This window comes from Arthrobacter sp. NicSoilB4, from assembly GCF_019977335.1.
Taxonomy (GTDB): Bacteria; Actinomycetota; Actinomycetes; order Actinomycetales; family Micrococcaceae; genus Arthrobacter.
Genome location: NZ_AP024653.1, coordinates 1,115,225 through 1,139,264 on the forward strand (window position 1 = coordinate 1,115,225; position 24,040 = coordinate 1,139,264).

Annotated in this window: 15 protein-coding genes and 1 tRNA gene; 12 read left to right on the forward strand and 4 right to left on the reverse strand. The window is 67.0% G+C overall.

Annotated elements, in window-relative coordinates; translation table 11 throughout:
- Nucleotides 1-42: 42 nt before the first annotated feature.
- The gene (locus tag LDO13_RS05040; protein ID WP_224048954.1) at nucleotides 43-1,872 is read left to right on the forward strand and encodes an ABC-F family ATP-binding cassette domain-containing protein; all 1,830 of its coding nucleotides are present in this window, start codon (nucleotides 43-45) and stop codon (nucleotides 1,870-1,872) included.
- A 456-nt stretch (nucleotides 1,873-2,328) separates the two neighbouring features.
- Here LDO13_RS05040 and LDO13_RS05045 read toward each other — a convergent pair whose 3' ends face one another.
- The gene (locus LDO13_RS05045; RefSeq protein WP_224049674.1) at nucleotides 2,329-2,928 is read right to left on the reverse strand and encodes a TetR/AcrR family transcriptional regulator; all 600 of its coding nucleotides are present in this window, start codon (nucleotides 2,926-2,928) and stop codon (nucleotides 2,329-2,331) included.
- A 216-nt stretch (nucleotides 2,929-3,144) separates the two neighbouring features.
- Here LDO13_RS05045 and LDO13_RS05050 point away from each other — a divergent pair.
- From LDO13_RS05050 to sufU, 11 genes are all read left to right on the forward strand, one after another.
- A tRNA-Gln gene (locus tag LDO13_RS05050) sits at nucleotides 3,145-3,216 on the forward strand.
- Nucleotides 3,217-3,438: 222 nt separating this feature from the next.
- Entirely contained in the window at nucleotides 3,439-4,929 is a 1,491-nt protein-coding gene (gene glmU / locus LDO13_RS05055) for a bifunctional UDP-N-acetylglucosamine diphosphorylase/glucosamine-1-phosphate N-acetyltransferase GlmU (RefSeq protein ID WP_224048955.1), read from the forward strand.
- Nucleotides 4,930-4,934: 5 nt separating this feature from the next.
- Nucleotides 4,935-5,915: a ribose-phosphate diphosphokinase gene (locus LDO13_RS05060; protein WP_056433181.1), complete on the forward strand. Its 981-nt coding sequence runs from the start codon at nucleotides 4,935-4,937 to the stop codon at nucleotides 5,913-5,915.
- 311 nt (nucleotides 5,916-6,226) lie between these two features.
- On the forward strand, nucleotides 6,227-6,835 hold the full coding sequence (locus tag LDO13_RS05065; RefSeq protein WP_224048956.1) for a 50S ribosomal protein L25/general stress protein Ctc: 609 nt from the start codon (nucleotides 6,227-6,229) through the stop codon (nucleotides 6,833-6,835).
- A gap of 139 nt (nucleotides 6,836-6,974) precedes the next feature.
- Complete coding sequence (gene pth, locus LDO13_RS05070; RefSeq protein ID WP_224048957.1) at nucleotides 6,975-7,562, forward strand: aminoacyl-tRNA hydrolase; 588 nt, start codon at nucleotides 6,975-6,977, stop codon at nucleotides 7,560-7,562.
- A gap of 188 nt (nucleotides 7,563-7,750) precedes the next feature.
- On the forward strand, nucleotides 7,751-10,495 hold the full coding sequence (locus LDO13_RS05075) for a LuxR C-terminal-related transcriptional regulator (protein WP_224048958.1): 2,745 nt from the start codon (nucleotides 7,751-7,753) through the stop codon (nucleotides 10,493-10,495).
- On the forward strand, nucleotides 10,482-13,187 hold the full coding sequence (locus LDO13_RS05080) for a LuxR C-terminal-related transcriptional regulator (protein ID WP_224048959.1): 2,706 nt from the start codon (nucleotides 10,482-10,484) through the stop codon (nucleotides 13,185-13,187). Before LDO13_RS05075 ends, LDO13_RS05080 begins: the two co-directional genes overlap by 14 nt.
- Nucleotides 13,188-14,076: 889 nt before the next feature.
- Complete coding sequence (locus LDO13_RS05085; RefSeq protein WP_224048960.1) at nucleotides 14,077-16,812, forward strand: LuxR C-terminal-related transcriptional regulator; 2,736 nt, start codon at nucleotides 14,077-14,079, stop codon at nucleotides 16,810-16,812.
- Between the two features lie 62 nt (nucleotides 16,813-16,874).
- Nucleotides 16,875-19,568: a LuxR C-terminal-related transcriptional regulator gene (locus tag LDO13_RS05090; protein ID WP_224048961.1), complete on the forward strand. Its 2,694-nt coding sequence runs from the start codon at nucleotides 16,875-16,877 to the stop codon at nucleotides 19,566-19,568.
- Nucleotides 19,569-19,773: 205 nt separating this feature from the next.
- Nucleotides 19,774-20,982: a SufS family cysteine desulfurase gene (locus LDO13_RS05095; protein ID WP_263422156.1), complete on the forward strand. Its 1,209-nt coding sequence runs from the start codon at nucleotides 19,774-19,776 to the stop codon at nucleotides 20,980-20,982.
- Between the two features lie 12 nt (nucleotides 20,983-20,994).
- Nucleotides 20,995-21,465: a Fe-S cluster assembly sulfur transfer protein SufU gene (sufU, locus tag LDO13_RS05100; RefSeq protein ID WP_224048963.1), complete on the forward strand. Its 471-nt coding sequence runs from the start codon at nucleotides 20,995-20,997 to the stop codon at nucleotides 21,463-21,465.
- A 77-nt stretch (nucleotides 21,466-21,542) separates the two neighbouring features.
- Here the strand turns inward: sufU and LDO13_RS05105 are convergent, their stop codons facing one another.
- The 3 genes from LDO13_RS05105 to LDO13_RS05115 are packed head-to-tail and all read right to left on the reverse strand — an operon-like array spanning nucleotide 21,543 to nucleotide 23,849.
- Complete coding sequence (locus LDO13_RS05105) at nucleotides 21,543-21,764, reverse strand: hypothetical protein (protein WP_224048964.1); 222 nt, start codon at nucleotides 21,762-21,764, stop codon at nucleotides 21,543-21,545.
- Nucleotides 21,765-21,767: 3 nt separating this feature from the next.
- Nucleotides 21,768-22,265 carry a DUF2505 domain-containing protein gene (locus LDO13_RS05110; RefSeq protein WP_224048965.1) on the reverse strand — a complete coding sequence of 166 codons (498 nt, stop codon included), beginning with the start codon at nucleotides 22,263-22,265 and terminating at the stop codon, nucleotides 21,768-21,770.
- 48 nt (nucleotides 22,266-22,313) lie between these two features.
- Nucleotides 22,314-23,849: an SDR family oxidoreductase gene (locus LDO13_RS05115; protein WP_224048966.1), complete on the reverse strand. Its 1,536-nt coding sequence runs from the start codon at nucleotides 23,847-23,849 to the stop codon at nucleotides 22,314-22,316.
- Between the last annotated feature and the right edge of the window lie 191 nt (nucleotides 23,850-24,040).

Here is a 24,040-nt window from a genome sequence, read left to right on the forward strand (position 1 = left end):
CAATATTTCGCTTGTCATTTTTCTCTAGGAAAGCAGTTCCCAGTGGCACACCTGCTCGGCGGCGAGAACCTCACGGTCTCGTATGCAACCCGTACCGTCCTCGATGGCATCACCCTCGGCCTTGAAGAGGGCGACCGGATCGGGATGGTGGGCCGCAACGGCGACGGTAAGTCGACCCTCATGCGGCTGCTGGCGATGCGCTCCACGCCGGACTCCGGCAGAGTGACCAAGCGCAGCGAGGTCAACATCGGCTATCTGGACCAGAGCGACGTGCTCGACGGCGACCTTACCGTCGGTGCCGCGATCGTCGGTGACCAGGCCGACTACGAATGGGCCCGCAACCCCCAGATCCGGGAGGTCATGGGCGGCCTGGTGTCCGACGTCGACTGGCACGCCAACGTCCACGCGCTCTCCGGCGGGCAGAAGCGGCGGGTGGCGCTGGCCAAGCTGCTGATCGAGGACCACGACGTCATCATGCTCGACGAGCCCACCAACCACCTCGACGTCGAAGGCGTCGCGTGGCTGTCCCGGCACCTGAAGACCCGCTGGCGGGCGAACCAGGGCGCCTTCCTCGTGGTCACCCACGACCGCTGGTTCCTCGACGAAGTCTGCAACAAGACGTGGGAAATCCACGACGGCATCATGGACCCGTTCGACGGCGGCTACGCCGCCTACGTGCTGGCCCGCGCCGAGCGGGACCGCTCCGCCTCCGTGGTGGAAGGCAAGCGCCAGCAACTCGTGAAGAAGGAGCTCGCGTGGCTGCGCCGCGGCGCCCCCGCCCGCACAGCCAAGCCCAAGTTCCGGATCGAGGCCGCCAACGCCCTGATCGCCGATGTCCCGGAGCCGCGCGACTCGACCGCACTGAGCAAGATGGCCACCGCCCGGCTTGGCAAGGACGTCCTGGACCTCGAAAACGTCTCCCTGGACTTCCTCGGCGGCGACGCCGGGCAGAAGCTGTTCGACAACATCACCCTGCGGCTTGCACCCGGCGAGCGGCTGGGCCTCGTGGGCGTCAACGGCGCCGGCAAAACCACCCTGCTCAAGCTCCTCAACGGCGAAATCCAGCCCAGTTCCGGAAAAGTGAAGCGCGGCAAGACCGTGGTCACCGCGGTCCTGACCCAGGAGGTCAAGGAGCTCGACGACGTCTCGGACCTGCGCGTGATCGAAGTGATCGAGCGGGAAAAGCGCTCGTTCAACGTCGGCGGCAAGGAATTCACCGCCGGCCAGCTCGTGGAGCAGCTCGGCTTCACCAACGAGAAGCAGTGGACCCCGGTCAAGGACCTCTCCGGTGGCGAACGCCGGCGCCTCCAGCTCCTGCGCCTGCTCGTGGGGGAGCCCAACGTGCTGATGCTCGACGAGCCCACCAACGACCTCGACACCGACACCCTGGCCGCCGTCGAGGACGTGCTCGACGGCTGGCCCGGCACACTGGTGGTCGTCAGCCACGACCGCTACCTGCTCGAACGCGTCACGGACCACCAGATGGCGCTCCTGGGCGACGGCAAGATCCGGGCCCTGCCACGCGGCGTGGACCAGTACCTGGAACTGCGCGAAGCGGCGATGGCTGGCTCCACGATCACCGGCGGCGGCAACCCCGTCACGTCCGCCAGTGGCAGTTCCGCCCCCGCCGTCGCCGGCCCCTCCGAAGCCGAGAAGCGGGACGCCCGCAAGGCCAAGAACCGGATCGACCGCCAGCTGGGCAAGCTCAAGCAGCAGGAAGACAAGATCCACGCCCAGATGACCGCAGCGGCCGCCGACCCCTCCGCCGTCGGCCGGCTCGCCGGGCTCAACAAGCAGCTCAAGGACCTCGCCGTCGAACGCGAAGCCCTTGAACTCGAATGGCTGGGAGCCCTGGAAGTCCTCGGCGAATAGGCTGTCCAGTCTTCGCCGGTTGGCCGGCTTGGGTGCCGGAGCCGGCCCTTCCTCGTCGCTTAGACACGACGCAAAGGGGACGCTCCGGTCGCTGGGCGACCTCCGCGTCCCGATGCGCCGCGATGCGCTCCTTTCGGAAGGACCGCCTCCGGCGAGCACCGTCACCTCATAGTTGTGGCACAGTTCGCAAACGGAACCTTCGGCAATTGCGCTTGTTGGCGTCCCCCGAACGGACCTCTCGGCAATAGCGGTGCGGGAGGTCTTCGCGCAGTCGCGCATCGCGGCGCGTCGGGCTCCGAAGGTCGCCCAGCGACCGCAGGGGCCCTTTTGCGCCGTAAGCGTTGTCCCGCGGGCCCCGACGCGAGCTTGCGAGTGTTGGGAAGGGACTTACGCGCTAAGCGACGGCAAAGGACTCCTGCGCCGCGAAGGTGACCAGATGGGGACGTGCGGCCCGGTTCAGTCGTCGCTGCGGAGTCCGGGGTCTTTTTGCAGGCCGGTGAGGCCGTTCCAGGCGAGGTTCACCAGGTGCGCGGCTACTTCGCGTTTGTCCGGGGTCCGGCTGTCCTGCCACCACTGGCCCGTCATGGCCACCATTCCCACCAGCATCTGCGCGTACATGGCCCCGTCGGCCGACGTAAAGCCGCGGCGGGCGAACTCGTCGGCCAGGATGTACTCCACGCGCGCCGTGACGTGCGAGAGCAGGGTGGAGAACGCCCCCTCGGGCTGGGTCGGCGGGGCGTCGCGCATGAGGATGCGGAAACCTTCGGTGCGGTCCTCGATGTAGCTCAGCAGCGCCAGGGCGGCCCGCTCGACCAGGACGCGGGGTTTGGCTTCCTCGGACAGCGCGTCGGTGATGGAGCCCAGCAGGATCCGGAACTCATATTCGACGACCTGGGTGTACAGGCCTTCCTTGGAACCGAAGTGCTCATAGATCACCGGTTTGGAGACGCCGGCGGCGGCGGCAATCTCCTCGATGGTGGTGCCGTCCAGCCCGCGGAGGGCAAACAGTCCGCGCCCGATTCCGATCAGCTGGCTGCGGCGCTGGGGACCCGTCATCCGGATCCGGGGTACGTAGTCGGCGGACCGGACAGGCCTGCCGCTGCGGCCCTCCGCCCCTCCGGATACCCCTGCGCTGTTGCTCACAGCTCCATCATGCCCCAGATCATCCACCGGGAGCGGCGCAGCCGCGCCCCGCACGCCACGGCAACACTGGGCGGCAACGCAGTATGGCAGAATTGATTCTCGTGCCACAGGCTCAGCGCCTTGGCATGGTCCGCCCTGGTGTAATGGCAGCACCCCGGCCTTTGGAGCCGTGGAGTATAGGTTCGAGTCCTATGGGCGGAACTGTTGCGCGTCCCTGTTCGCGTCGCGGGGCCGCTAACGGCACCCGGCGGGCGCGGTCCGGTGTGAGTCCAGTAGGATGAATGTGGCGCCGCGACCGGACTCCGGTCCGCCCGGGCCGCGCGAATCCGGCAACCGTGGTGCACCACCAAGCCTCATCCGCCGGCCACCCAGATCCACCGAGCAGCGGCATGAGCTAAGCCACTGAGCAAGGAGAGCCCGTACGTGAGCCCCGAGAATACCGGCCCAGCCGCCGTAATCGTCCTAGCTGCAGGTGCCGGTACCCGGATGAAGTCCCGTACCCCCAAGATCCTCCACGAGATCGGCGGACGCTCCCTCGTCGGCCACGCGCTGCACGCGGCCCGCGCCATCCGGCCGCAGGAGCTGGCCCTCGTCGTCCGGCATGAACGCGACCTCGTGGCCGCCCACATCGCCGCTGTCGATCCTGCCGCCCTGATTGTCGATCAGGACGAAGTGCCGGGCACCGGCCGGGCCGTCGAAGCCGCCCTCGAGGCGCTCGACGCGCTCCACCCCCAGGCGCAGCTCAGCGGAACGGTTGTTGTCACCTACGGCGACGTGCCGCTGCTCACTGGCCAGCTGCTCGGCGAACTCGTCGCCAGCCACGAGGCCGCGGGCAACGCCGTCACCGTCCTCACCGCCGTCTTGGATGACGCGACCGGTTACGGCCGCATTCTCCGCGCCGCGGACGGAACGGTCACCGGCATCCGGGAGCACAAGGACGCCACGGACGCCGAACGCGAAATCCGGGAGATCAACTCCGGCATCTACGCCTTCGACGCCGCCGTGCTGCGCGACGCGCTGGCCCACGTCACCACCGACAACGCCCAGGGCGAAAAGTACCTCACCGACGTGCTGGGCCTGGCCCGTGCCGCCGGGGGCCGCGTCGCCGCCGTCGTCACCGAAGACCGCTGGCAGGTCGAAGGCGCAAATGACCGGGTCCAGCTCTCCGCCCTCGGTGCCGAACTCAACCGGCGCACCGTCGAGGCCTGGATGCGTGCCGGTGTCACCGTCGTCGACCCGTCCACCACCTGGATCGACGCCACTGTCACCCTCGACGAGGACGTGCGGCTGCTGCCCAACACCCAGCTGCACGGCACCACCACGGTGGCGCGCGACGCCGTCGTCGGGCCCGACTCGACCCTCACCGACGTCCAGGTGGGGGAGGGCGCCAAAGTGATCCGCACCCACGGTTCCGGCTCCACGATCGGCGCCAAGGCGAGCGTCGGCCCGTTCACCTACCTGCGCCCCGGCACGGTCCTCGGCGAGACCGGCAAGATCGGCGCGTTCTACGAGACCAAAAACGTCACCATTGGCCGCGGTTCCAAGCTGTCCCATCTGGGCTATGCCGGAGACGCCGAGATCGGCGAAGACACCAACATCGGCTGCGGCAACATCACCGCCAACTACGACGGCGAGAAGAAGCACCGCACGGTCATCGGCTCCGGCGTGCGCACCGGCTCCAACACCGTCTTCGTAGCTCCCGTCCGGGTCGGCGATGGCGCCTACAGCGGCGCCGGGGCAGTCATCCGCCGCGACGTGCCGCCCGGCGCCCTGGTCCTGTCCCTGGCCAAGCAACAGAACGCCGAGGGCTGGGTCCTGGCGAACCGCCCGGGCTCGATCTCCGCGTCCCTGGCCGAGGCGTCCGGCGCCACCACGACTTCCTCCAGTACTCCGGCATCTACAGAAGAGGGCTAGCAATAATGAGCGAAATTACGGCACGCGGCGAGAAGAAGCTGGTGCTTGCCGCTGGGCGCGCGCATCCTGAGCTGGCGAGGGAAATCGCCAAGGAACTCGGTACCGAGCTCCTGCCCCTGGATGCCTACGACTTCGCCAACGGCGAGATCTACGTCCGGGCAGGGGAGAGCGTGCGCGGCACCGACGCCTTCGTCATCCAGGCGCACCCCGCCCCGCTGAACAACTGGCTGATGGAACAGCTCATCATGATCGATTCGCTCAAACGGGCCTCGGCCAAGCGCATCACCGTGGTCTCGCCGTTCTACCCGTACGCCCGGCAGGACAAGAAGGGCCGCGGCCGCGAGCCAATCTCCGCGCGCCTCGTCGCGGACCTGTACAAAACCGCCGGCGCGGACCGGATCATGAGCGTTGACCTGCACACCTCGCAGATCCAGGGCTTCTTCGACGGGCCCGTGGACCACCTCATGGCCATCCCGCTGCTCGCGGACTACATCCGCACCCGCGTCGGCGCCGACGACATCACAGTGGTTTCCCCGGACACCGGCCGTGTCCGCGTTGCCGAGCAGTGGGCCGAGCGCCTTGGCGGGGCGCCGCTGGCCTTCGTCCACAAGAGCCGCGACCTCACCGTCCCGAACCAGGCAGTCTCCAAGACCGTCGTGGGCCAGATCGAAGGCCGCACCTGTGTGCTGATCGACGACATGATCGACACCGGCGGAACGATTTCCGGCGCGGTCCAGGTGCTTAAGAACGCCGGCGCCAAGGATGTCATCATCGCGGCAACCCACGCCGTCTTCTCCGATCCTGCGGCCCAGCGCCTCTCAGAGTCCGGCGCCCGCGAAGTGGTGGTCACCAACACCCTGCCGATCGACGCCAGCAAGCGCTTCCCGCAGCTCACCGTACTGTCCATCGCGCCGCTGATCGCCCGCGCCATCCGCGAAGTGTTCGACGACGGCTCGGTCACCAGCCTGTTCGACGGCAACGCGTAGCCCTCGATTGAGCGGTGAGCAGGCTTGAGCCTGCTCAGCATCCGCCGGTGCGGGACCGTTTTCAGAATTGCGGCCCCGCACTGGTAACCTTGAACCGAAACCTTGGCGAGGGAGAGCGCCGGTTTTCCGTTTTTCCGCTTTCAAGCGGAAATCATCGGAAACCGGACTGCTGGTCTCCGTTATCGACTGGGTCTGAATCTCCCTTCGGAAGGGCGGCCATACGGCCACCCGGCGTTGAAGGTCGCAAACAGACCTCCGCCCTTGCTGAACACCTTTAGTCCCACAGCTTGAAATCCAACGAGGAGATATCCATGTCTGAGCAGAAGCTCGCAGCAGAAGTCCGCACCGAATTCGGCAAAGGCTTCGCCCGCCGCGCCCGCATGGCCAACCTGATCCCGGCTGTCATCTACGGCCACGGCGCCGAGCCGATCCACATCACCCTGCCGGCGAAGGCCACCACCCTGGCTGTCCGCACCGCCAACGCCCTGCTGACCCTGGACATCAACGGCGAGCAGCACCTGGCCCTCGTCAAGGACATCCAGCGCAACCCGATCAAGCAGATCATCGAGCACCTCGACCTGCTGACCGTCCGCACCGGCGAGAAGGTCACCGTTGACATCCCCGTCCACCTCAGTGGCGAACTGGCTCCGGGCAATGTCCACAACCTGGAAATGACCACTGTTTCCCTTGAGGCCGAGGCTACCCACCTGCCGACCGCCATCGAGGTCAGCATCGAAGGCCGCACCGCCGGCGAGCACATCCACGCCTCCGACCTGGTCCTCCCGAAGGGCTCCACCCTGCTGGCTGACCCCGAGGCGCTCGTTGTCAACATCTCCGAGGCCGTCGAAATCGTCGAAGAGGGCGAAGAGACCGCTGGGGAAGCGGCCCCCGCTGCCGAGGAAACCGCAGCAGCCGAGTAATTCCGGCAGCCCGATTTCTGCTGTGGCCGGACCCCTGCGGGGCCCGGCCACAGCCGTCTTAACCCCCGGTGCCGGGCGCAGACCGGCCCGGCGCGGGCCGAGCTCCTGCCACCGAACCTGACCACCCTAGGATTGACCCATGACTGACACCTGGCTGATCGCAGGCCTTGGCAACCCGGGAGCGGAGTACGCCCACAACCGGCACAACATCGGGCAGATGGTCCTCGATGAACTCGCTGCCCGGATCGGGAGCGGCTTCAAGTCCCACAAGTCCCGGGCCCAGGTCCTGGAGGGCCGGCTCGGCATCGGAGGCCCGCGGGTGGTGCTGGCCAAGCCGCTGAGTTACATGAACGTCTCCGGCGGCCCGGTCGCGGCGCTGGCGGCTTTCTACGGCATCGAACCAGGCCACGTCATCGCCGTGCACGACGAGATCGACATTCCCTTTGACACGGTGAAGCTGAAGCTCGGCGGGGGCGAAGGGGGCCATAACGGGCTGCGGGACATCTCCAAAGCCCTCGCCACCAAGGACTACCTGCGGGTCCGGGTCGGCGTCGGCCGTCCGCCGGGCAGGATGGACACCGCAGACTTTGTCCTCAGGGACTTTTCCGGCGCCGAGAAGAAGGAACTGCCGTTCCTGATCGGTGCTGCGGCAGACGCCGTGGAAGCCCTGGTCCGTGACGGCCTCGTGGCGGCCCAGCAGCAGTTCCACCCCGCGAAGACGCCCTAGCCGGTACGCGCGGGGAACCTTCGCTGCGGCGCCGGGCGAAACGCGGCGTCGTCTACACCCGAATTGCTTCCAAGGTTTCCGAAATGCCGTTATGATCGCTCTACTCTCATATCGGGGGATAGGGATACGCTACTTCTAGGCGGACGGTCTCAGGTTTGCTGTCCGCAAAGCGGTACGAAGGAATCTAGATGTCGAGGGAATCGCTGGGCTGGGGGAATGTTTCCACTACATTGGCACCCGCCGTGGAGGAACCTGCAGCCGGTCCGTTGGACCGGCACAGGTGGTCGGGTCTGGCGCGCAATGCCGACGCCGACCGGGTTCGCAATGCCCTGCTCGCCGAGGACCGGATGGGTGTGGTGATCACCGGTGACCGCGGTGTGGGCAAAACCCAGGTAGGACGCACCGCGATCGCAGGCTTCGGTCCTGACGTCTACACGCTTCAGCTCCGCAGCTCAGGACCGGGCTCGGCAACCCCGTATGGCTGCCTCGCGTTCACGCTCGCCCGCCTGCCCCAAAGTTCCCTTGGCTCGCCGACGGCCATCCTGCACGGCATCACTTCCCTGATCCGTGACGACGCCGCCGGACGAAAGTGCGTCATCCTTCTGGACAACGCGGGAGCCCTGGACGAACTGAGCACCGGCGTGCTGCTCAATCTGCTGCAGACCCGGACGGCGCGGCTCGTCGCTACCGCCCAGCGCACAACGGACCTTCCGCCGGACTTCTACTGGCTCATCACTTCCGGCCAGCTGGCCGAGGTGCGGCTCGCCAACCTCACCGAAGTCGAAACCCTGGAGGTTCTCAAGGCAGCGCTCGGACACAGAGTTTCCAGCGCACTGGCGAGCCAGCTGCACCAGCTTGTTGGCGGCAGCCCGACACTGCTGCAGGCGGTGGTCTCCGAGCAGATCGAACGGGGCAACCTTGTGCTCTCCGGATCTGTCTGGACCTTGGTGGATGAGGTGGTCCTTGACGGGCGCACGGCACTGGAAGATATCGTGCGGGCCCGGTATGCCCGCGAAACACCTGTGGCCCGGGAGCTTATCGAGGTGCTCTCCTGCGCCCGGACCCTGCCCCTGGCCAGGCTCGCGCGGATGTACAGTCCCGGAGTCATCGCAGACATGGAAGACGCCGGCCAGATAGTCGTCGACCGGACGGGCCGGCACCTCGTGACGCTGGGGGACCGTTATCTGGGCGACATCGTCCGCAACTGGCTCAGTGTGGAGCGCAGGCTGGAGCTGCGGGACAAGGTCCCGGGGCACCAGCAGGATGAGCTGAATGAGCTGACCGTGGAAGACCTGCTGGCCTACGCGGCGTGGACCCATGACTGCGACGCGCCCCTGGCACCCGCCCACGCCGTGGCCGCGGCCGGCGCCGCCGTGAAACTCTTCGACCCGAAGTTTGCGCTCAAATGCGCCGGCAGCCTGAGCCCGGAGGACCCCGAATGGCCGGAGGGGCAGCTGCAGAAATCCGCCGCCTACCTTCAACTGGGGCTGCCGCTGCAGGCCATGTCGGCCCTTGACGATGTCTCGGAGGCCCAGATCAGCGCCCTCGGCGCGGAGGCTTTCGCTGAGCTGGTAGCCGCCAAGGTGGACTGCATGTCATGGCTCGAGGACCGGACCGGACAGGTGCCCGAACTGATCCGGCAGGGCCGGCTGCGGCTCCACGAAATCGGTGAGAACCAGCCGGCAGCGACAACGCAGGAGCTGACCCGGGCCGGTCTGTCCCTTGACCTCAGCGAATTCAACTACCTCTCCTTCGTCGGTGACTATGAGCCCATGATGGACAGGCTCAGAGCGGCTGCGTCGTCGGCGGTCGACGACATCAACCCGGTGCACCGGCTGAGGTCGGCAATCATCTTGATGGAAGCCCTCTGCATGACGGGCAAGGAAGTCGAGGCCCGCAAGCTGCTGCGCGAGATCGGCGGCCAGCTCGGGGAGTGGTCCAACGTCCCGCGGATCCGCGAGAACTTCGCGTGGAGGTCCTTCAACGTGCTTCTGCTCTCCGGACACTGGCGCCAGAGCATCGACATGCTCAAGGACGCCAGCGGCCGGGCCGGCCACGGGCTGCATTCCGGCAGCGCGCCCACTGATCTGGCCGTCGGACTCGCCTACGTCTACGCGGGCCGCGGCTACATGGCCCTCGACCCGCTCCTGGCCGCGATAGCGCAGCTCGAAGTCCGGGCCAGCCTGCACTCGTTGCGGCAGGCCTACGCGGCCACGGCCTTCGCCTACGCCCAGACCGGGAATTCCGTGCAGGCCACCGTTTACCTGGACCGGGCGCGGTCAGCGGACGGTGCCGCCCGCTTCGCGATCCGAAGTTCCGCTGAGTTCTGCATGGACATGGCTTCGCGCTGGCTGGGCGATCCGGAGGCGAAGGACCGGCTGGTGCGCTCGGCCGAGGAACACTACCGGTGCGGCCGGTACACCCTGGCCGGCATCTTTATGCTTGGCGCGACGGTCAACGGCACCACCAAGGACTTCCAGTTCATGGAAGAGATCGCGGCCCTGCGGCAGGGACCACTCGCGGAGTTGTCCCGGATCATCGCCGTGGGCAGCCGCAAGAAGGACGCCGCCATCATGCTGGAGGCCGCGGGCCAGGCCGCCGCAATGGAACTCGACGCCGTCCAAGCCAGATGCGCCGCGCTCGCCTTCGACTTCGCTAAGGCTGCGGGTCTGAGCGGGAAGGCAAGCGCCGCCCACGCCATCCTTGAAAGCCTCGCGGACTCCGTGCCGGCCCTTCCCATCATGCCAAGGAACAAGGGTCCGCTGCTCACAGACCGGGAGCGCCAGATCGCCACCCTCGCAGGCAACGGGGTCTCCAACAAGGACATTGCCCTGGCCATCGGCATCTCGGTGAGAACAGTGGAGGGACACCTGTACCAGGTGTTCACCAAGCTCGGCGTTTCTTCGCGAAGTGATCTGCTTGGACTCATCTAGGAACCGTGCAACCGTCCCAAGGGAGGCGGTACGATCCAACCCCCTGACCGGGCGGGCGGAGGACCTGGACTCGGCAGTCGAGGCACTCCAGGGGAGCACCCACGTTGCAGTCCTGCTGCTCGGGGACAGCGGCATCGGCAAATCCACGCTCCTGGACGCCGTCGTGACCGAACTGCAGTCAACGATGACGCCCGTCCGCATCCATGGCAGCCCCTCCCTGACGAACGTCCCGTACGGCGTGCTGGGTCCTTTCATTGTGGGGCTGCCCGTACAGGAGGCTACCTCCCAACTGGCGGTGCTCAGGACCTTCTGGTCACGGCTGGAGGAGGAGCGCCGCGCCTCCCAGAAGCCCCTGCTGCTGGTCGTGGACGACGCCCATGACCTTGACGAAGCGACCGCGGGGATCCTGGTGGAACTGGCCGCTGCCGGGTGGGCGAAGCTGCTCGTCGCGTCGGCGACCCGCCCGGGCTTGCCGGAACCACTGCTGCAGCTGTGGTTTGAAGGTATCGCCGAACGCATCGACCTCCGCCCCCTGACCCAGGGGCAGACGGCCGACATCCTGGAACGGGCGCTGGGATCCCAGGTCCTGCCGAACGTCACCGAAATCCTCTGGGAAGCCTCCGAGGGCAACCCGCTGCTGCTCAGCGGGCTGATCGACGATGCGAAGAACGACGGCACGCTGCTGCAACGCAACGGGGTCTGGCTGCTCGCGCGCCCCCTTAACAGCCACGGGGACCGCTTGACCGACGTCGTGCGCCGGCAGCTGCTTCGGCGCTCGCCGGAAGAGCGCCAGGCCCTGAACCTCGTGGCCCTGGCAGAGCCGGTGTCCCGCGAGCTGATCGAATCCACCGTGGGCGAGGACCCGGTTGCCGTCCTCATCGAACACGAGCTGATCCGGGTCACGCCGGCACCGCACCCGCAACTGCGGCTGTGGCATTCGATCTATGGCGACACGCTCCGCAACCTCATTTCCCCGGCACGCAGCCTCCAGCTCCGGCAGAGCCTCCTGCGGCTCATGGACAGCGAGCCCACGTCGGCAGAAGGCCTGCTCCGCCAGGTGAGCTGGTCGATGGAATGCGGCGTTGAGGTCGACGACAGGCAGCTTCTGCGGGCAGCCGTATTGGCCAGCCGGCTCTACGAGGACGATTTGGCCCGCAAGGCAGCCGCACTGGTCAAGGACCCTGAGCTTCAGGTGGCGGCACGGTCGGTGACGGCACGGACTTTCTTCAACACCTCCGACTATGCGGCCGCACGGGATAGCCTCGAAGCCGACTTCGCCAAGGGGCTGAGCGTGGCCGTCCTGCTCACGGGAACCCTGATGTGGGCCGCCGTGCAGGCCGCGCTGGGCCACAGCCCCGCCGACATCATGGACCGCGCCGGAGCCCTCCTCGAGGCGGGCGAGCGGCTGGCCAGGGAGAATCCGGAGGACGCCGAGGGAATCCTCTCGGCCACAAGGGAGCGGTACGCCACCATGCATGCGATGGTATTCGCGCTGGCCGGCGAGTATCCGGAAAGTGCGGACCCGGAGACCGGAGTGTTGGCCGGCCCGCCGGCCAACACCCTTGAGGCGGCATTCAGGCTTGCCCTGGAATCGGAACGGCTTCTCGTGCAGGGGAAAGCCGTCCAGGCGTTTGCCAAGGTGTCCGAGGCACTGGAATCAGCCGGATCCGGACACGACGAACTGTACTTCCTAGCGGAGTTCCTCGTGGCGCGGGCGGCAGCGGCGGTGATCCACGGCGGCGACTGGAAAGCGGCCGAAACCCTCCTGGCTGGAGTAGCCGCCGGCCCCGGACCGAACCGAATCTCTTTCGGCGGGGGAGTCCACGCCGCACACGGCATCATCCTGCTGTACCAGGGCAAGGCCGCGCAGGCACTGAACGCCCTTGGCGCAGCGCTGGAGTCACTGCGGCTCGCGGATCCGCAGCAGCTCTTCGCCCTGACCTCCTCGATGGCCTTTGCCGCCGCCGCCGACGTCGGGGCCAAGGACAAGGCAGCGGTCTTCCTCGCCGACTACGAGGCCGCGGCACCGGCGGTGTCACGGTACTTGCGCATGCTCTCGCAAATGGCCGTCACGTACGGAAAGGCCCGCCTCGGCAATTACCCGGGAGCGCTTGAAGAACTCCGGGCGTTGGGCCGGCCTCAAGGCGACGGTTCCACGCCGGGCCTGGAGTTCGACTCGCTTGCCTTCTGCCTCGCCTTGGGGGACCGGGATGCAGCGTCCCGGCTGCTTGAACTACAGCCGGAGTTGGAGGGCCCCCGGGCCGCCGCGATCTGTCACTACGCGGCTGCGATCAGCACGGATGTGGCCACGGACCATCTTGAGGCGGGCAAGAGCTGCGAAGACGCCGAGCTGTGGGGCTTCGCCGCCCTTGCTTATGATTCCGCTGCGAACGGCTACCGGGCGGCCGGCGACACGCTGCGGGAGCGCATGGCAATGTCCCAGCGGAAGCGGTGCCTGGACCGGGCAGACAGTGTTGCAGGCCAGGAACAGGAAGCCGAAGCCGACGCCCTTGGCCTGCTGACGCGTCGTGAGCGAGACATCGTGGCCCTGGCGGTGCGCGGCCTCAGCGACCGTCAGATTGCCGCCGAGTTGCAGGTATCCATCCGGACGGTCGAAGGCCACCTGTACCGCAGCTATGCAAAGCTCAACGTCAAGGGCCGGGACCAGCTGCCGGGAGTGTCCCCTTCCTAGCTGTCCGGGCTGTCTTCCGGTCCGCCATTGCCCGCACCGTGGAGGCATCACCCCCAGCGCCGGCTCCGGCGTGCGTAGCTCCGGGACGCCGGCAAGTAGGCTCCGGGCTACGCGCGTATCGGGAGCACGTAGCCGGACCCCGCAAGAGTCGGGAGCCGGCTGTTGTGGCAAGTACCATCAATTGCGGTTCGTTCGGAACCCGTCGCTAATTCGAGTACGGACTACCGGTGCGCCGGTGCCGTCCCGTTCGCTAGATTGTAGTCAGCACCAGGAACCACCCGACGGAAGCACCCGACTAAGGACTTTGAACGTGGAGCCATCATTGCGGAAGCGGCCCAGGCCCTCCGATGAAGCTGCCAGGATCGCCTGCGTCGGGAACGATCGTCCGCTCTGGTGCAATAGACATTAGTTTTTTCCAATGGTCTCCCCAAATGGTTCCGCCGAGTGCGTGAACCCCTTTGACGGAGCCGACGGCGTCGGAACCTTCTGAGACCGAGGTTCCTCCCCCCAGCCGCCGTCGGCTCCCTAAACTTTTATCGGTCCCAGTCCTGGCTCGGCCGCCCGCAGGCCGGGCGGCCGTGCCAAGACTGTGTTAACGCCGATTCGCAGCAAAAAGTCTCGTAGCAAAATCCGGGGAAACGGCCGGCTGCCGGCCCCTGACCTGCAGCAATACGCCTGCGTGAAGTTGCGTTCTGCCATCGGGCCAGCGGCGCGGTTCCGACTACTTGGTTTTGGAGCCCCGACGGCCGGCAAATTATGAGTACACCTGCGTAGCCCAGGTCCCAGCACCGGGCTGGGAATCGAGTAGCACATACGCATCCCGAAATTTCGCCACGTCAATAAGTTGGACCTATCAGTAGTCAATACTTTGATTGCGAAGGTCTCTCTCATGTTTCAGCAAGAAGCCGGCCTGCCTGCGGGCAGCGGCAGAACAGATGTGATTTCAGCCGCCCAACGCCCGGGGAAAGGGTGGCACCAGAAGCATTACACACGGCACAAGACCGTCGCGGACGTAGTATCCGCGCTGACCTCGGGAACCGGCTGCGGGGCGGTAATAGTCGGGGAACACGGGGCTGGAAAGTCCTTCATCGCCCAGCGGGCACTGGAACAGCTCGGTGACGATTTCCTGGTGGTCCAGGTCCGGGGCAGTTCCATTTCCTCCAAGCTCCCATACGGCGCCCTGAGCGTGCTTCTCAACGAACTCGATGCCTCCCACCTTGAGCACCCGCTGATGGTGTTGCGCGGCTTGACGCAGTTGCTCCACACCCGAGCCCAGGGCCGCAGCGTCGTGCTCTTTGTCGACAACGCCCATGACCTTGATGAGCTCTCCACGATGATGGTGGCCCAGCTCTGCGCCGGCGGGCACGTCCTGCTGCTCGCAGCTTGCGTTGACCTCCCCAATCTGGGCAGCGACATCATGGGCCTCTGGAAAGATGACCTGCTGCGCCGCGTGGATCTTGGCCCCTTCGATTTCAGCGAGACGGAGGACAGCCTCGCGCAGGAGTACGGCGGACATTTCTCCCACACCGCGGCACGCGCCCTCTGGAACGCCAGCGGCGGCAACGCCCTCTTCCTGCACTCATTGGCCAGGGAGCAGATCAAGTTGGGAATCATTGTCCGGCACGAGGATTCCTGGGTTCTTGGGGACAGGCCGGTTGCCTTGGCCGGTGAGATCCGGGATGTGCTCAAAGCCCGCCTGAACCGGCTCAGCCCGGGCCAGCGCGACGTATTTGAGCTCTTGTCGCTCGCCGGAGCGCTTCCCCTGCAGACCCTGATGAACGTGTCGAAGGCGCAGGATATCGACACCCTCCAGGAACGCGCCCTGATCCGCGTCAGCCATGACCACCCACCCATGGTGAGCATCGCCAACCCGGTCATTGCGGGCATCGTCTCCAGCGTGGTGCCGCCCGGGCGCAGTGCCGAGCTTCGCCGCCGGCTGGGTGCCGTGCTGCAGGACCTGGACCTCGACGAATACACCGGATCCACCGCTGTGGCATGGGCATTGGACTGCGGAGAAGAAGTGGATCCCCATCTGGCCCTGGCCGCTGCACGCCTCGCGAACAAGGCATCCGATCCGCAGTCCGCCCTGCGGTTTGCCCGGGAAATTGCCGGTCGGGAAAAGCTGGCGGACGTGGCCGTCGAATCTGCCCGGGCATTTATCTCGATGCACAATGACGAAGCAGCCCGCCGCATTCTGACTGACGTCGAACAACGGGCCGGTGACGGTCTGGCCCTGGATGAATGGGCCTCGCTGCACCTCCTGTGGGCTGAGCTGGACAGGCGCAACCCCGCCGCGGCGGCAAGTGCGCTGGCCCGGCTGCAGGAGATCGAGCTGCGCCTGACGGTGTCCGGAGACGCCGGGACGGGGCCGGGGTCGGTGGCCGAGCGGGTACGCCTGGCCTATGTCGGACTGGCCGCCTTCGAAGGCCGGTACGACGATGTCCTGCAAATGTTCCGGGATGTGGATTCCACAGACCTGGGCAGCGAAGCCAAGATCATGGCGGCCAGCCTGTTGTGCGAGGCGAAAGCAGTCACCGGGGACGTCCTCGGAGCTGTGGCGCTGGGCCGGCAGGTCATCCTTGCCGCCGGCTTCCTGGATCTGTCCGACAGCTCGATCCGCGACATCAGGGGACGGTTTCTGCTGCTTCTTCTGTTGTCGGCAAAGTTCCGGGAGGCCGCAGAGTTCATTGCCGGCACATCGGAAGCCTGGGACGAGCAGGCCAGGCTGGGCGGTATGTTCGAGATCGGACAGGGGATCGTCGACCTCCACCGCGGTCATCTGTCCGGGGCGGTTCAGCGCCTGCAGAGCGGGGTCTGGCAATTGAGGGTGCAGGATCAGGATGCTGTCGCCGGACTCGCAACCGCAGCCTGTGCCTATGCCTACGCACTTCAGGGGGATGAGGAAAAAGCCGGGGCCCTGTTGGTGGACGTCGAGGAGCCGCAGCCACGGGCGTCGTGGCTGGTGAACCGGATCACGCGGTTCTTCGAGCTGTCCGCCAAAGCGGAAATCGGCCAGAAGACCGAGGCCCTGCGCGCGCTGAAGCTGGAGGCGGACAGTGACACCGAAGCTTCCGCGTTTGCGACCGGGCTCCAGTTCCTCTCGGCCGTGGCCCGGCTGGGGGACCGTCAGGCAAGCCAGAAACTCAGCGGCCTAGCCGAACAGGTCACCGGGCACTTCGCCGGCCTGTGCTCCCGGCTCGCGGAAGGGTTGAAGGAATCCGACAGCGAGGAGTTGCTGGCGACCTCCAAGGACGCCGATGCAGCCGGCCATGCAATCTTCGCCAGGGATGTGACCAGGAAAGCTGTCAGTTGCGCCAACGACGCGGGGAACCGAATCTCCCTGCGGATGGCCCAGCGCACGCAGCAGTCCCTCGAGGACCGCTTCGGCAACCCGAGAAACGGTGTGCTTTCCCTGCTCACGTCGACGCTTACAGCCCGGGAATCCGAGGTGGCTGTGAGGGCAGCCGCGGGTACCTCCAACCGGAAGATTGCCGACGAGATGCACGTTTCTGTCCGCACGGTTGAGGGACATCTGTATCAGGTGTACGCGAAACTGCATGTCGCGAGCAGGTCGGAACTCAAAGATGTCATCTCGGGACCAGTGGAACACGCCCGACTCGGCTGACCAACCCGGCCCCCCATCCTCCGGGCGGGCCGGGAACCGCCACACCGCAGGGAGGGCCGCTGGTGGAAAGCCTGACTGAGTCCGCCACACTGGTTGGCCGGTCCGGCGTCGTCAAGGACATTCTCAGATGCCTGCGCGACGGCGGTACGTCCGGCGCCCTGATTGTCGGAAACCCGGGAACGGGGAAGACCGCAGTTTCCAGGGCAGTCATCCGGGAACTCCGGCCGCACACCGCCGTGATCCGACTCGCAGCAACGCCGGCGCTGTCGGCTGTCCCTTTCGGCGCCCTGGCGCCCTACCTCGGCCAGCTGCCCGCACACGATCTGGACTCGTTCTCCGCCGTCGTCAAGGCCGTCACCGACAGCATCAAGTCGGAGTCCAGCAAACCGCTCTTCGTGATCGACGACGCCCAGTGCCTGGACCGCGGAACGACGCAGCTGGTTGCGCAGGCCGTGGCCACCGGTGCTGCCAACGTCCTCGCCACCTGCCGGCCGGGGCTGCTGATCCCCGAAGAATTCCTGGCCCTCTGGGATGACGGGATCGTCGCGAAGTTCGACCTGGAGCCTCTCACCAGGGCCGAGGTGCACCAGCTTTGCGAGCAAGTGCTCCGCGCCGATGTCTCGCCCTGGGCCACGGCGATGCTGGCAGAGGCTTCCGCCGGAAACCCGTTCATGCTGCTGTCCCTGATTGAACACGCGCGGAACACCGGTGCGCTGGGACTGCGGCATGGAGTCTGGTTCCTTCTCTTTCGTCCCGGTTTGTCCGATATCCCGGTCGCTGACCTGATCGGCCACGAACTGCGGTCGATGTCGCCCGAGGAAAGGACAGCGGCCGCCATTGTGGCACTCGCGGGTCCGCTGTCGCTCGGCCAGCTGCTGGGATTCGGCGGCCCGAAGGCTGTGGATGCGCTGGAGAGAGCCGGCATCATCAACGTCTCACGGGGCGCCGACCGGACGGTCCGACCCGCGAGTCCTCTGATCGGCGAGATCATCCGCCGCTGGGTCCCGGCGGGCAGAAGCGCCGGATTGCGTGCCAGCTTCGTGTCACTGCCGCCGGGAGCCTCTGTGCAACCGGAAGCCTTCCTGAACCGGATCCGGTGGGCACTGGACTGCGGGGCTGCCGTTCCGGCGGAGCAGCTCCTCAAGGCGGCCTGCTCCGCCAACGTCGCGCTCGATGCGCAGACCGCCCTGAGGACCGCGGAGGCAGTTTCCGATGTCGCGGTGATCCCCGAGGCCCGGTTGCACATGGCCTATGCGCGGTACTTGCTGGGCGACGGCGAGCAGTCCGCCAAATTTCTCCAGCTCGTGGAACACATTCCCAACGAATCCTCCCGCTATCTGGCGGCGCTCTTGTCCGCCCGCCTGCGGGGGCGGGCAAAGTCGCCGTTGACCGGCGCTGCCCCGGCCCGTGCCGGTGCTCCGCCCGGAACACCCGACGCCGGCCAGTTGCGCGGCAGCCGGGGGGCTTTCCAGCGTGATGCAGCGGTGGGGCCATCGTGGTTGGATATGGCTCCGATTGCCGTGGCGGCCGGGTTGGCCGCCAGCCAGCTGCCGAGTGGCCAGGAGGACCGTGAGGGCGGGCTCAGCCAACTGGTCGTGGCCGCCAGCGAGCGGCCCGAAATCAAGATCCCGGCTGAATCGCTGCTCGCCGAGCTGCTCTGTGCCAAGGGCAGGATGGTGGAGGGTGTGGGGCTCGCCAGGGATGCCTGGCGGGGGGCGCAAAGCGCCGGGATGGCCATGCCGCTCGTGTACGAAGACCTCCTGGTGCGCTACAGCCTGAGCTTGAACTGGGCGGGGGAGTGGGAGGCGCTCGCCGCAGCCCTCGATGAGTACGAGGCCAGCTACCCTTCGAGGCTGCTGCTCAGCGGCGGCATCCTGCACTTGATGAGGGGGCTCGCCCGCGTCCGCCAGGGACGCATGCCCGAGGGCAGTGCCGAACTCATTCTCGGCGTCGAGGAACTCACGATCGCCGATCCCTGGGAACTGCTGCCGTTTGCGCATTCCGTGGCGGCATACGCAGCCTCCATCGTGGGCCATACCCGTGAGGCGGAGGAACATGCGACTGCGTTCCGGCTCTCCCGGTACCGCGGGCCGGGTGCCGTTCCGCTGCTCGCCGAGGCATACTCAACGGCCGCCGGAGGAGCGCCCGGCGGGGCCGGCGACGTCAGCAAGAGGCTCGCGGGCCTCGCATCGGAGGCCAAACGCCAAGGGTTGCGGGGCATTGAGACCGACATCAGGCGCCTCGCCGTGCGCCGCGGTGACACCCAGGCCGCGGACGGACTGGCAGTCAGCAGCCTCGCGGTGGAGGGGCGGGAGGCCGGAATGCTGCACGACTATGCGCTCGCCGTGCTGAATGCCGACGACACCGAACTGGTCCGGATCAGCGACAAAGCGCTGCGTGGCGGCTATGTGCTGCTTGCCCTCGAAGCCGCTCAGCAAGCGGAACGTTGCCTGGCCGAAACCACAGACAAGCGAAAACTGCTGTCCGTCCAGCGCAAGATCCAGAACCGGATGACCGCTGCCGGGATGGCGGCCCATATTGACCTCGTCCGTCCCGAGCAGGATGCGGAGCTCACTGCCAGGGAAACCGAAATCCTGGACCTGGTGTCCGGCGGGGCCACGAATGCAGAGATCGCCAGCCAGCTCTGTGTGTCCCAGCGGACCGTGGAAGGGCACCTCTACCGTGTCTTCGCCAAACTGGGCGTCAGCCGGCGGGTCGATCTCATCGACACCGGGGGCGATTCCCACCGGCCCTGAAGTCCTCTGCGGTGACCCTGTGTGCCGGCTGCAGAATCCGTGGTGCCGTTCCGTGGGATGATGGATAGTAGTCCACTTGACCCGATCCGAGGAGGCCAGCGTGGCTTTCGTGCCCACGTCAGAGTCCCAGGCCCTGCTCACGCCTGCACTTACCGACGAAGAGGTGCAGCGGATCCGCAATGACTTCCCTGTCCTCTCGCGGTCCATGGGCGGGCACCCCCTGATCTACCTGGACTCCGGGGCGACCTCGCAGAACCCGCTCAGCGTCATTGAAGCCGAGCAGGAGTTTTACGAGCAGCGAAACGCCGCCGTCCACCGCGGTGCCCACCTGCTGGCGGTCGAGGCTACGGACTCCTTCGAGAACGCCCGTGAAACCCTTGCTGCCTTCCTGGGCGCGGCGGCCGATGAGATCATCTGGACCTCCAACGCCACCGAGGGCCTGAACCTGCTCAGTTACGCGTTCCTGAACTCGTCCCTGCCTGGCGCGTCTGCGCCGGCGGCACGGTTCGCCCTGGGCTCCGGGGACGAGATTGTGGTCACCGAGATGGAGCACCACGCAAACCTCATACCGTGGCAGCAGCTGGCTGAGCGGACGGGCGCGACCCTTCGCTTCATCCCCGTCGACGACGCAGGCGTGCTGGACCTCGAAGCTGCCGACGGCATCATCGGCCCGGCCACCAGGGTCCTCGCCTTCAGCCACGCCTCCAATGTGCTGGGCACGATCAACCCGGTCAAAAAGCTTGTGGCGATGGCCCGCGAGGCAGGGGCCCTAACGGTGCTGGACGCCTGCCAGTCCGCGCCGCACCTTCCGCTGGACGTACAGGACCTCGGCGTCGACTTCGCGGTCCTCTCCGGACACAAGATGCTGGGGCCCACCGGCATCGGCGTGTTGTATGGCCGGTCCGAATTGTTGAACGCGCTGCCGCCGTTCCTCACCGGCGGATCGATGATCACCACGGTGACCATGGAGCGGGCAGCGTTCCTGCCTGCGCCGCAGCGGTTCGAAGCCGGCACCCAGAAAGTCTCCCAGGCCATCGCACTCGCGGCCGCGGCGAACTACCTCACCGAGACGGGGATGGACCGTGTCCACGCCTGGGAATCGTTGCTCGGGCAGCGCTTGGTCGAAGGACTGGCGTCCATTCCCGGCGTGCGGGTCCTCGGCCCGGCCCCGGGACAGGAACGGATCGGACTGGCGTCCTTCGACGTTGCAGGCGTGCACGCACACGACGTCGGACAGTTCCTGGACAGCAAAGGCATCGCAGTCCGGGTTGGCCACCACTGCGCGCAGCCGCTGCACCGCCGCCTGGGCCTGACCGCCAGTACCCGGGCCAGCACCTACCTGTACAACACAACGTCCGAGGTGGACGCGTTCCTTGCGGCAGTCGCCGAGGTCCGAGCCTACTTTGGAGCCTGAGGACTTTAGCGCATGAGCCTTGAACAGCTGTACCAGCAGATCATTCTGGAACACGCCAAACTTCGTACCGGCAGCGGACTGGCGGAGACGCCGGTACCGGCAGGGGCATCGTCCGGGCAGTCCCACCAGCTTAATCCTGTCTGCGGGGATGAGATCACGGTCCGGGTGGCAGTTTCCGGGGGAAAGGTCTCCCAGTTGCGCTGGGACGGGGAAGGTTGTTCGATTTCCATGGCTTCCGCCTCGGTGCTTGCCGACCTGGCCGAGGGGATGGACGTCGGCAATCTCACCGAGGTGATCGACAATTTCCGCGAAGTCCTGAGGTCCCGGGGGAAGCTCGCCGCTGATCCCGAAATCCTCGGTGACGCATCAGCCTTTGAAGGCGTTTCGAAATACGCCGCCCGGGTTAAGTGCGCCATGATTTCCTGGGTGGCCGCCGAAGACGCCCTCGCCCAGGCGCTGGCACCCGGCTCCCCAACACCCTAGCCAAACCGGAACCGGCCGGAGCCCTGTTCGGGCTCCGGCCGGTGCGGCGGAAGGCATGCGTCCGGGTCTGATCCCGGCTAGGCCAACAGTCCCGCAATCCCGATGGCCGCCGTCGCCGCCCCAAGCAGCATGGAGATGCTGACCAGGACGACATGGACGGTGAGGAAGCGGGTGGCTTTGCCGTTCGCGTCGCGGGACCTCGGATCATTCCTGACCCGGCGCAGGAACTGCGGCCAGACCGCCAGGGACCAGACGCCGGCCACTATCAGGACGACGGCCAGGATTGCCGGCAGCTCCATGTGCTAGTGGCTTTCGAGCCAGGCCTGCGCCTGCGTGGACTGGATGTTCAGGGCCTTGCCCACCATCGGCTCGGCCGCCTCGGCAATCTTGCCGCCCAGGAACGGCACGGAGGACGTGACGTTGCCCTCAAGTTCGATCCGGGTGCTGCCGCCGTCGGAGACGAGGCGCTGGACGGCGTTGACGTCCAGCGGCGCGCCGGAGACCTTCAGGGTGATGTTGCTCAGCCGCGAGCCGTCCGCTGCTGGGGCGTCCCACTTCTCCAGCTGCGTCACCTTGAGGCTCTCGCCGACGAACTTCCGCGCAATCTCCGGCATCCGGGTGGTCGGGATGGTCCGCACGGTGGTGGTGCTGAAGGCGCCGGCGGTGTCGCCGTCGACGGCGAAGGATTCCAGGGTGCCACCGACGAGTTCACTCGTGTGGCGCAGGAAGTCCTCGTTCACGAAAACTGCGGTGACGCGGTCAACGCTGTGCGGAAGGGTGGTGGATGCACTCAATGCCATTGGGGGGTCCTCCATGGGTGGAACTGGTCGTTTCGGGCTCCAAACATCCTACGCGGTATGCCCGGCCGGCTCCGATTCCTGGTCCTGGAGGGCCTTCGCCGCGGCCGTGATATTCCGCGACATGGCAGGGAAGATCAGGCTGTGGAACGGCAGCACCGCCAGCCAGTAGAGGCGCCCGCTGAGACCCTTTGGGAAGAAGATCGCCCGCTGGCGGTACCGGCTGCCGGTCCCCTCCGGCTCCACCGACAGCTCCAGCCAGGCCCGGCCCGGCGCCCGCATTTCGGCGCGCAGCCGGAGTAGACGGCCGCGGTCGATCCGCTCCGCCCGCCACCAGTCCACGACTTCGCCTTCGGCCAGCAGGTGCGGGTGCCGCCGGCCGCGCAGCAGGCCGGCCCCGCCGGTGACCTTGTCCAGCAGGCCGCGGACGCGCCAGGCCAGCGGCATGGAATACCAGCCGTTCTGCCCGCCGATCCCTTCGATGATGGTCCAGACGTGCTTGGGGTCCACGTCGCTGGAGTAGCTGCGTTCGTCGAGGAACACCCGGTGCCCGGCCCACTCGGGATCCGACGGAAGCGGATCGGCGTCGGCGCCCGCACTGGACCACGTGGTTTCCACCTGGCCGTCGCGCTCCTTGCCCAGGGCGAGGGCCACTGCCCTCCGGTAAGGGGTGAGTCCCCCTTCCGGCGGCGGGATGTACGCGTCGATGTCGTGTTCCCGGGACACGGCATCGTGCTGGAGGGACTCCACGAGCGGCAGGGACATGGACAGCGGAATCGGGGTGGTCAACGCGACCCACATGCCCGCGAGCTTGGGCGCGGGAACGGGGAGCGCCAGGACCACCCGGTGCGGGAGGCCGGCCTCCGCGGCGTATTCCTGCATCATGCCCGCGTAGCTGAGGACCTGGCGGCAGCCGATGTCGAAGGTGCGGTTGATCGGGCCTTCGAGCGCCGCGGCCCCGACGAGGTAATGCAGCACGTCCCGGACCGCAATTGCCTCGATCTTGTTGCGCACCCAGCTGGGGGCGGGCATCAGGGGCAGCGTCTCGGACAGGTGCCGGATCATCTCGAACGACGCCGAACCGGAGCCGATCACGACGCCGGCCTGGAAAACGATGGCGTCGACCGGGCTATCGAGGAAGACCCTGCCCACGGCTTCGCGGGACCTCATGTGGGTGGAGAGTTCGGCATTGGCGGGGTGCAGGCCGCCCAGGTACACGATCCTGTCCACGCCGGCGTCGGCTGCGGCCCGCGCCGCGGTCCCGGCCATCGCCTTTTCCTTGGACTCGAAGCCCGATCCGGCCGCCATGGAATGGACCAGATAGTAGAGAACGTCGACGCCGTCCAGGGCCGCGCGCAGCGCGTCGCCGTCGTCGAGGCTGCTCTGGACGACCTCGACATCCTCGAGCCACGGCACGCCGGCGATCTTGGCCGGCGTCCGGACCAGGACCTTGACGGTGTGTCCTGCCTCCAGCAGCCGGGGGACCAGCCGGCCGCCGATGTAACCGGTTGCACCGGTGACGAGCACAGTCTTCGGCCTGACCCTCTGGCGGCGTGTGGTGTGCGGGGATTCTGGGGTGCCGGTCATGGTGACTCCTTATCGTCTATGAGGCATTCGGAGCGCCAGGCCGTTCGGACGGCCGCGTATCCTGCCAGCCTAGCCCCGGGGCTGGCGGGCCCGCGGCCGGAGTGCCCGCAAACGATCCCGTGCGGACCCGTGTCCGGGCTGCGCGGTAGGCTTGGAGTGCCCGGGATTCTCGCGAATTCCGGCTATTCGTG

What these genes read in the sequence shown, in the direction of transcription:
- LDO13_RS05085 (WP_224048960.1), top strand. Translation starts at nt 14,077, where the DNA reads ATGTTTCAGCAAGAAGCCGGCCTGCCTGCGGGCAGCGGCAGAACAGAT.
- LDO13_RS05060 (WP_056433181.1), top strand. Translation starts at nt 4,935, where the DNA reads ATGAGCGAAATTACGGCACGCGGCGAGAAGAAGCTGGTGCTTGCCGCT.
- LDO13_RS05110 (WP_224048965.1), bottom strand. Translation starts at nt 22,265, where the DNA reads ATGGCATTGAGTGCATCCACCACCCTTCCGCACAGCGTTGACCGCGTC.
- LDO13_RS05065 (WP_224048956.1), top strand. Translation starts at nt 6,227, where the DNA reads ATGTCTGAGCAGAAGCTCGCAGCAGAAGTCCGCACCGAATTCGGCAAA.
- LDO13_RS05105 (WP_224048964.1), bottom strand. Translation starts at nt 21,764, where the DNA reads ATGGAGCTGCCGGCAATCCTGGCCGTCGTCCTGATAGTGGCCGGCGTC.
- LDO13_RS05075 (WP_224048958.1), top strand. Translation starts at nt 7,751, where the DNA reads ATGTCGAGGGAATCGCTGGGCTGGGGGAATGTTTCCACTACATTGGCA.
- LDO13_RS05045 (WP_224049674.1), bottom strand. Translation starts at nt 2,928, where the DNA reads ATGACGGGTCCCCAGCGCCGCAGCCAGCTGATCGGAATCGGGCGCGGA.
- sufU (WP_224048963.1), top strand. Translation starts at nt 20,995, where the DNA reads ATGAGCCTTGAACAGCTGTACCAGCAGATCATTCTGGAACACGCCAAA.
- pth (WP_224048957.1), top strand. Translation starts at nt 6,975, where the DNA reads ATGACTGACACCTGGCTGATCGCAGGCCTTGGCAACCCGGGAGCGGAG.
- LDO13_RS05115 (WP_224048966.1), bottom strand. Translation starts at nt 23,849, where the DNA reads ATGACCGGCACCCCAGAATCCCCGCACACCACACGCCGCCAGAGGGTC.
- LDO13_RS05095 (WP_263422156.1), top strand. Translation starts at nt 19,774, where the DNA reads ATGGGCGGGCACCCCCTGATCTACCTGGACTCCGGGGCGACCTCGCAG.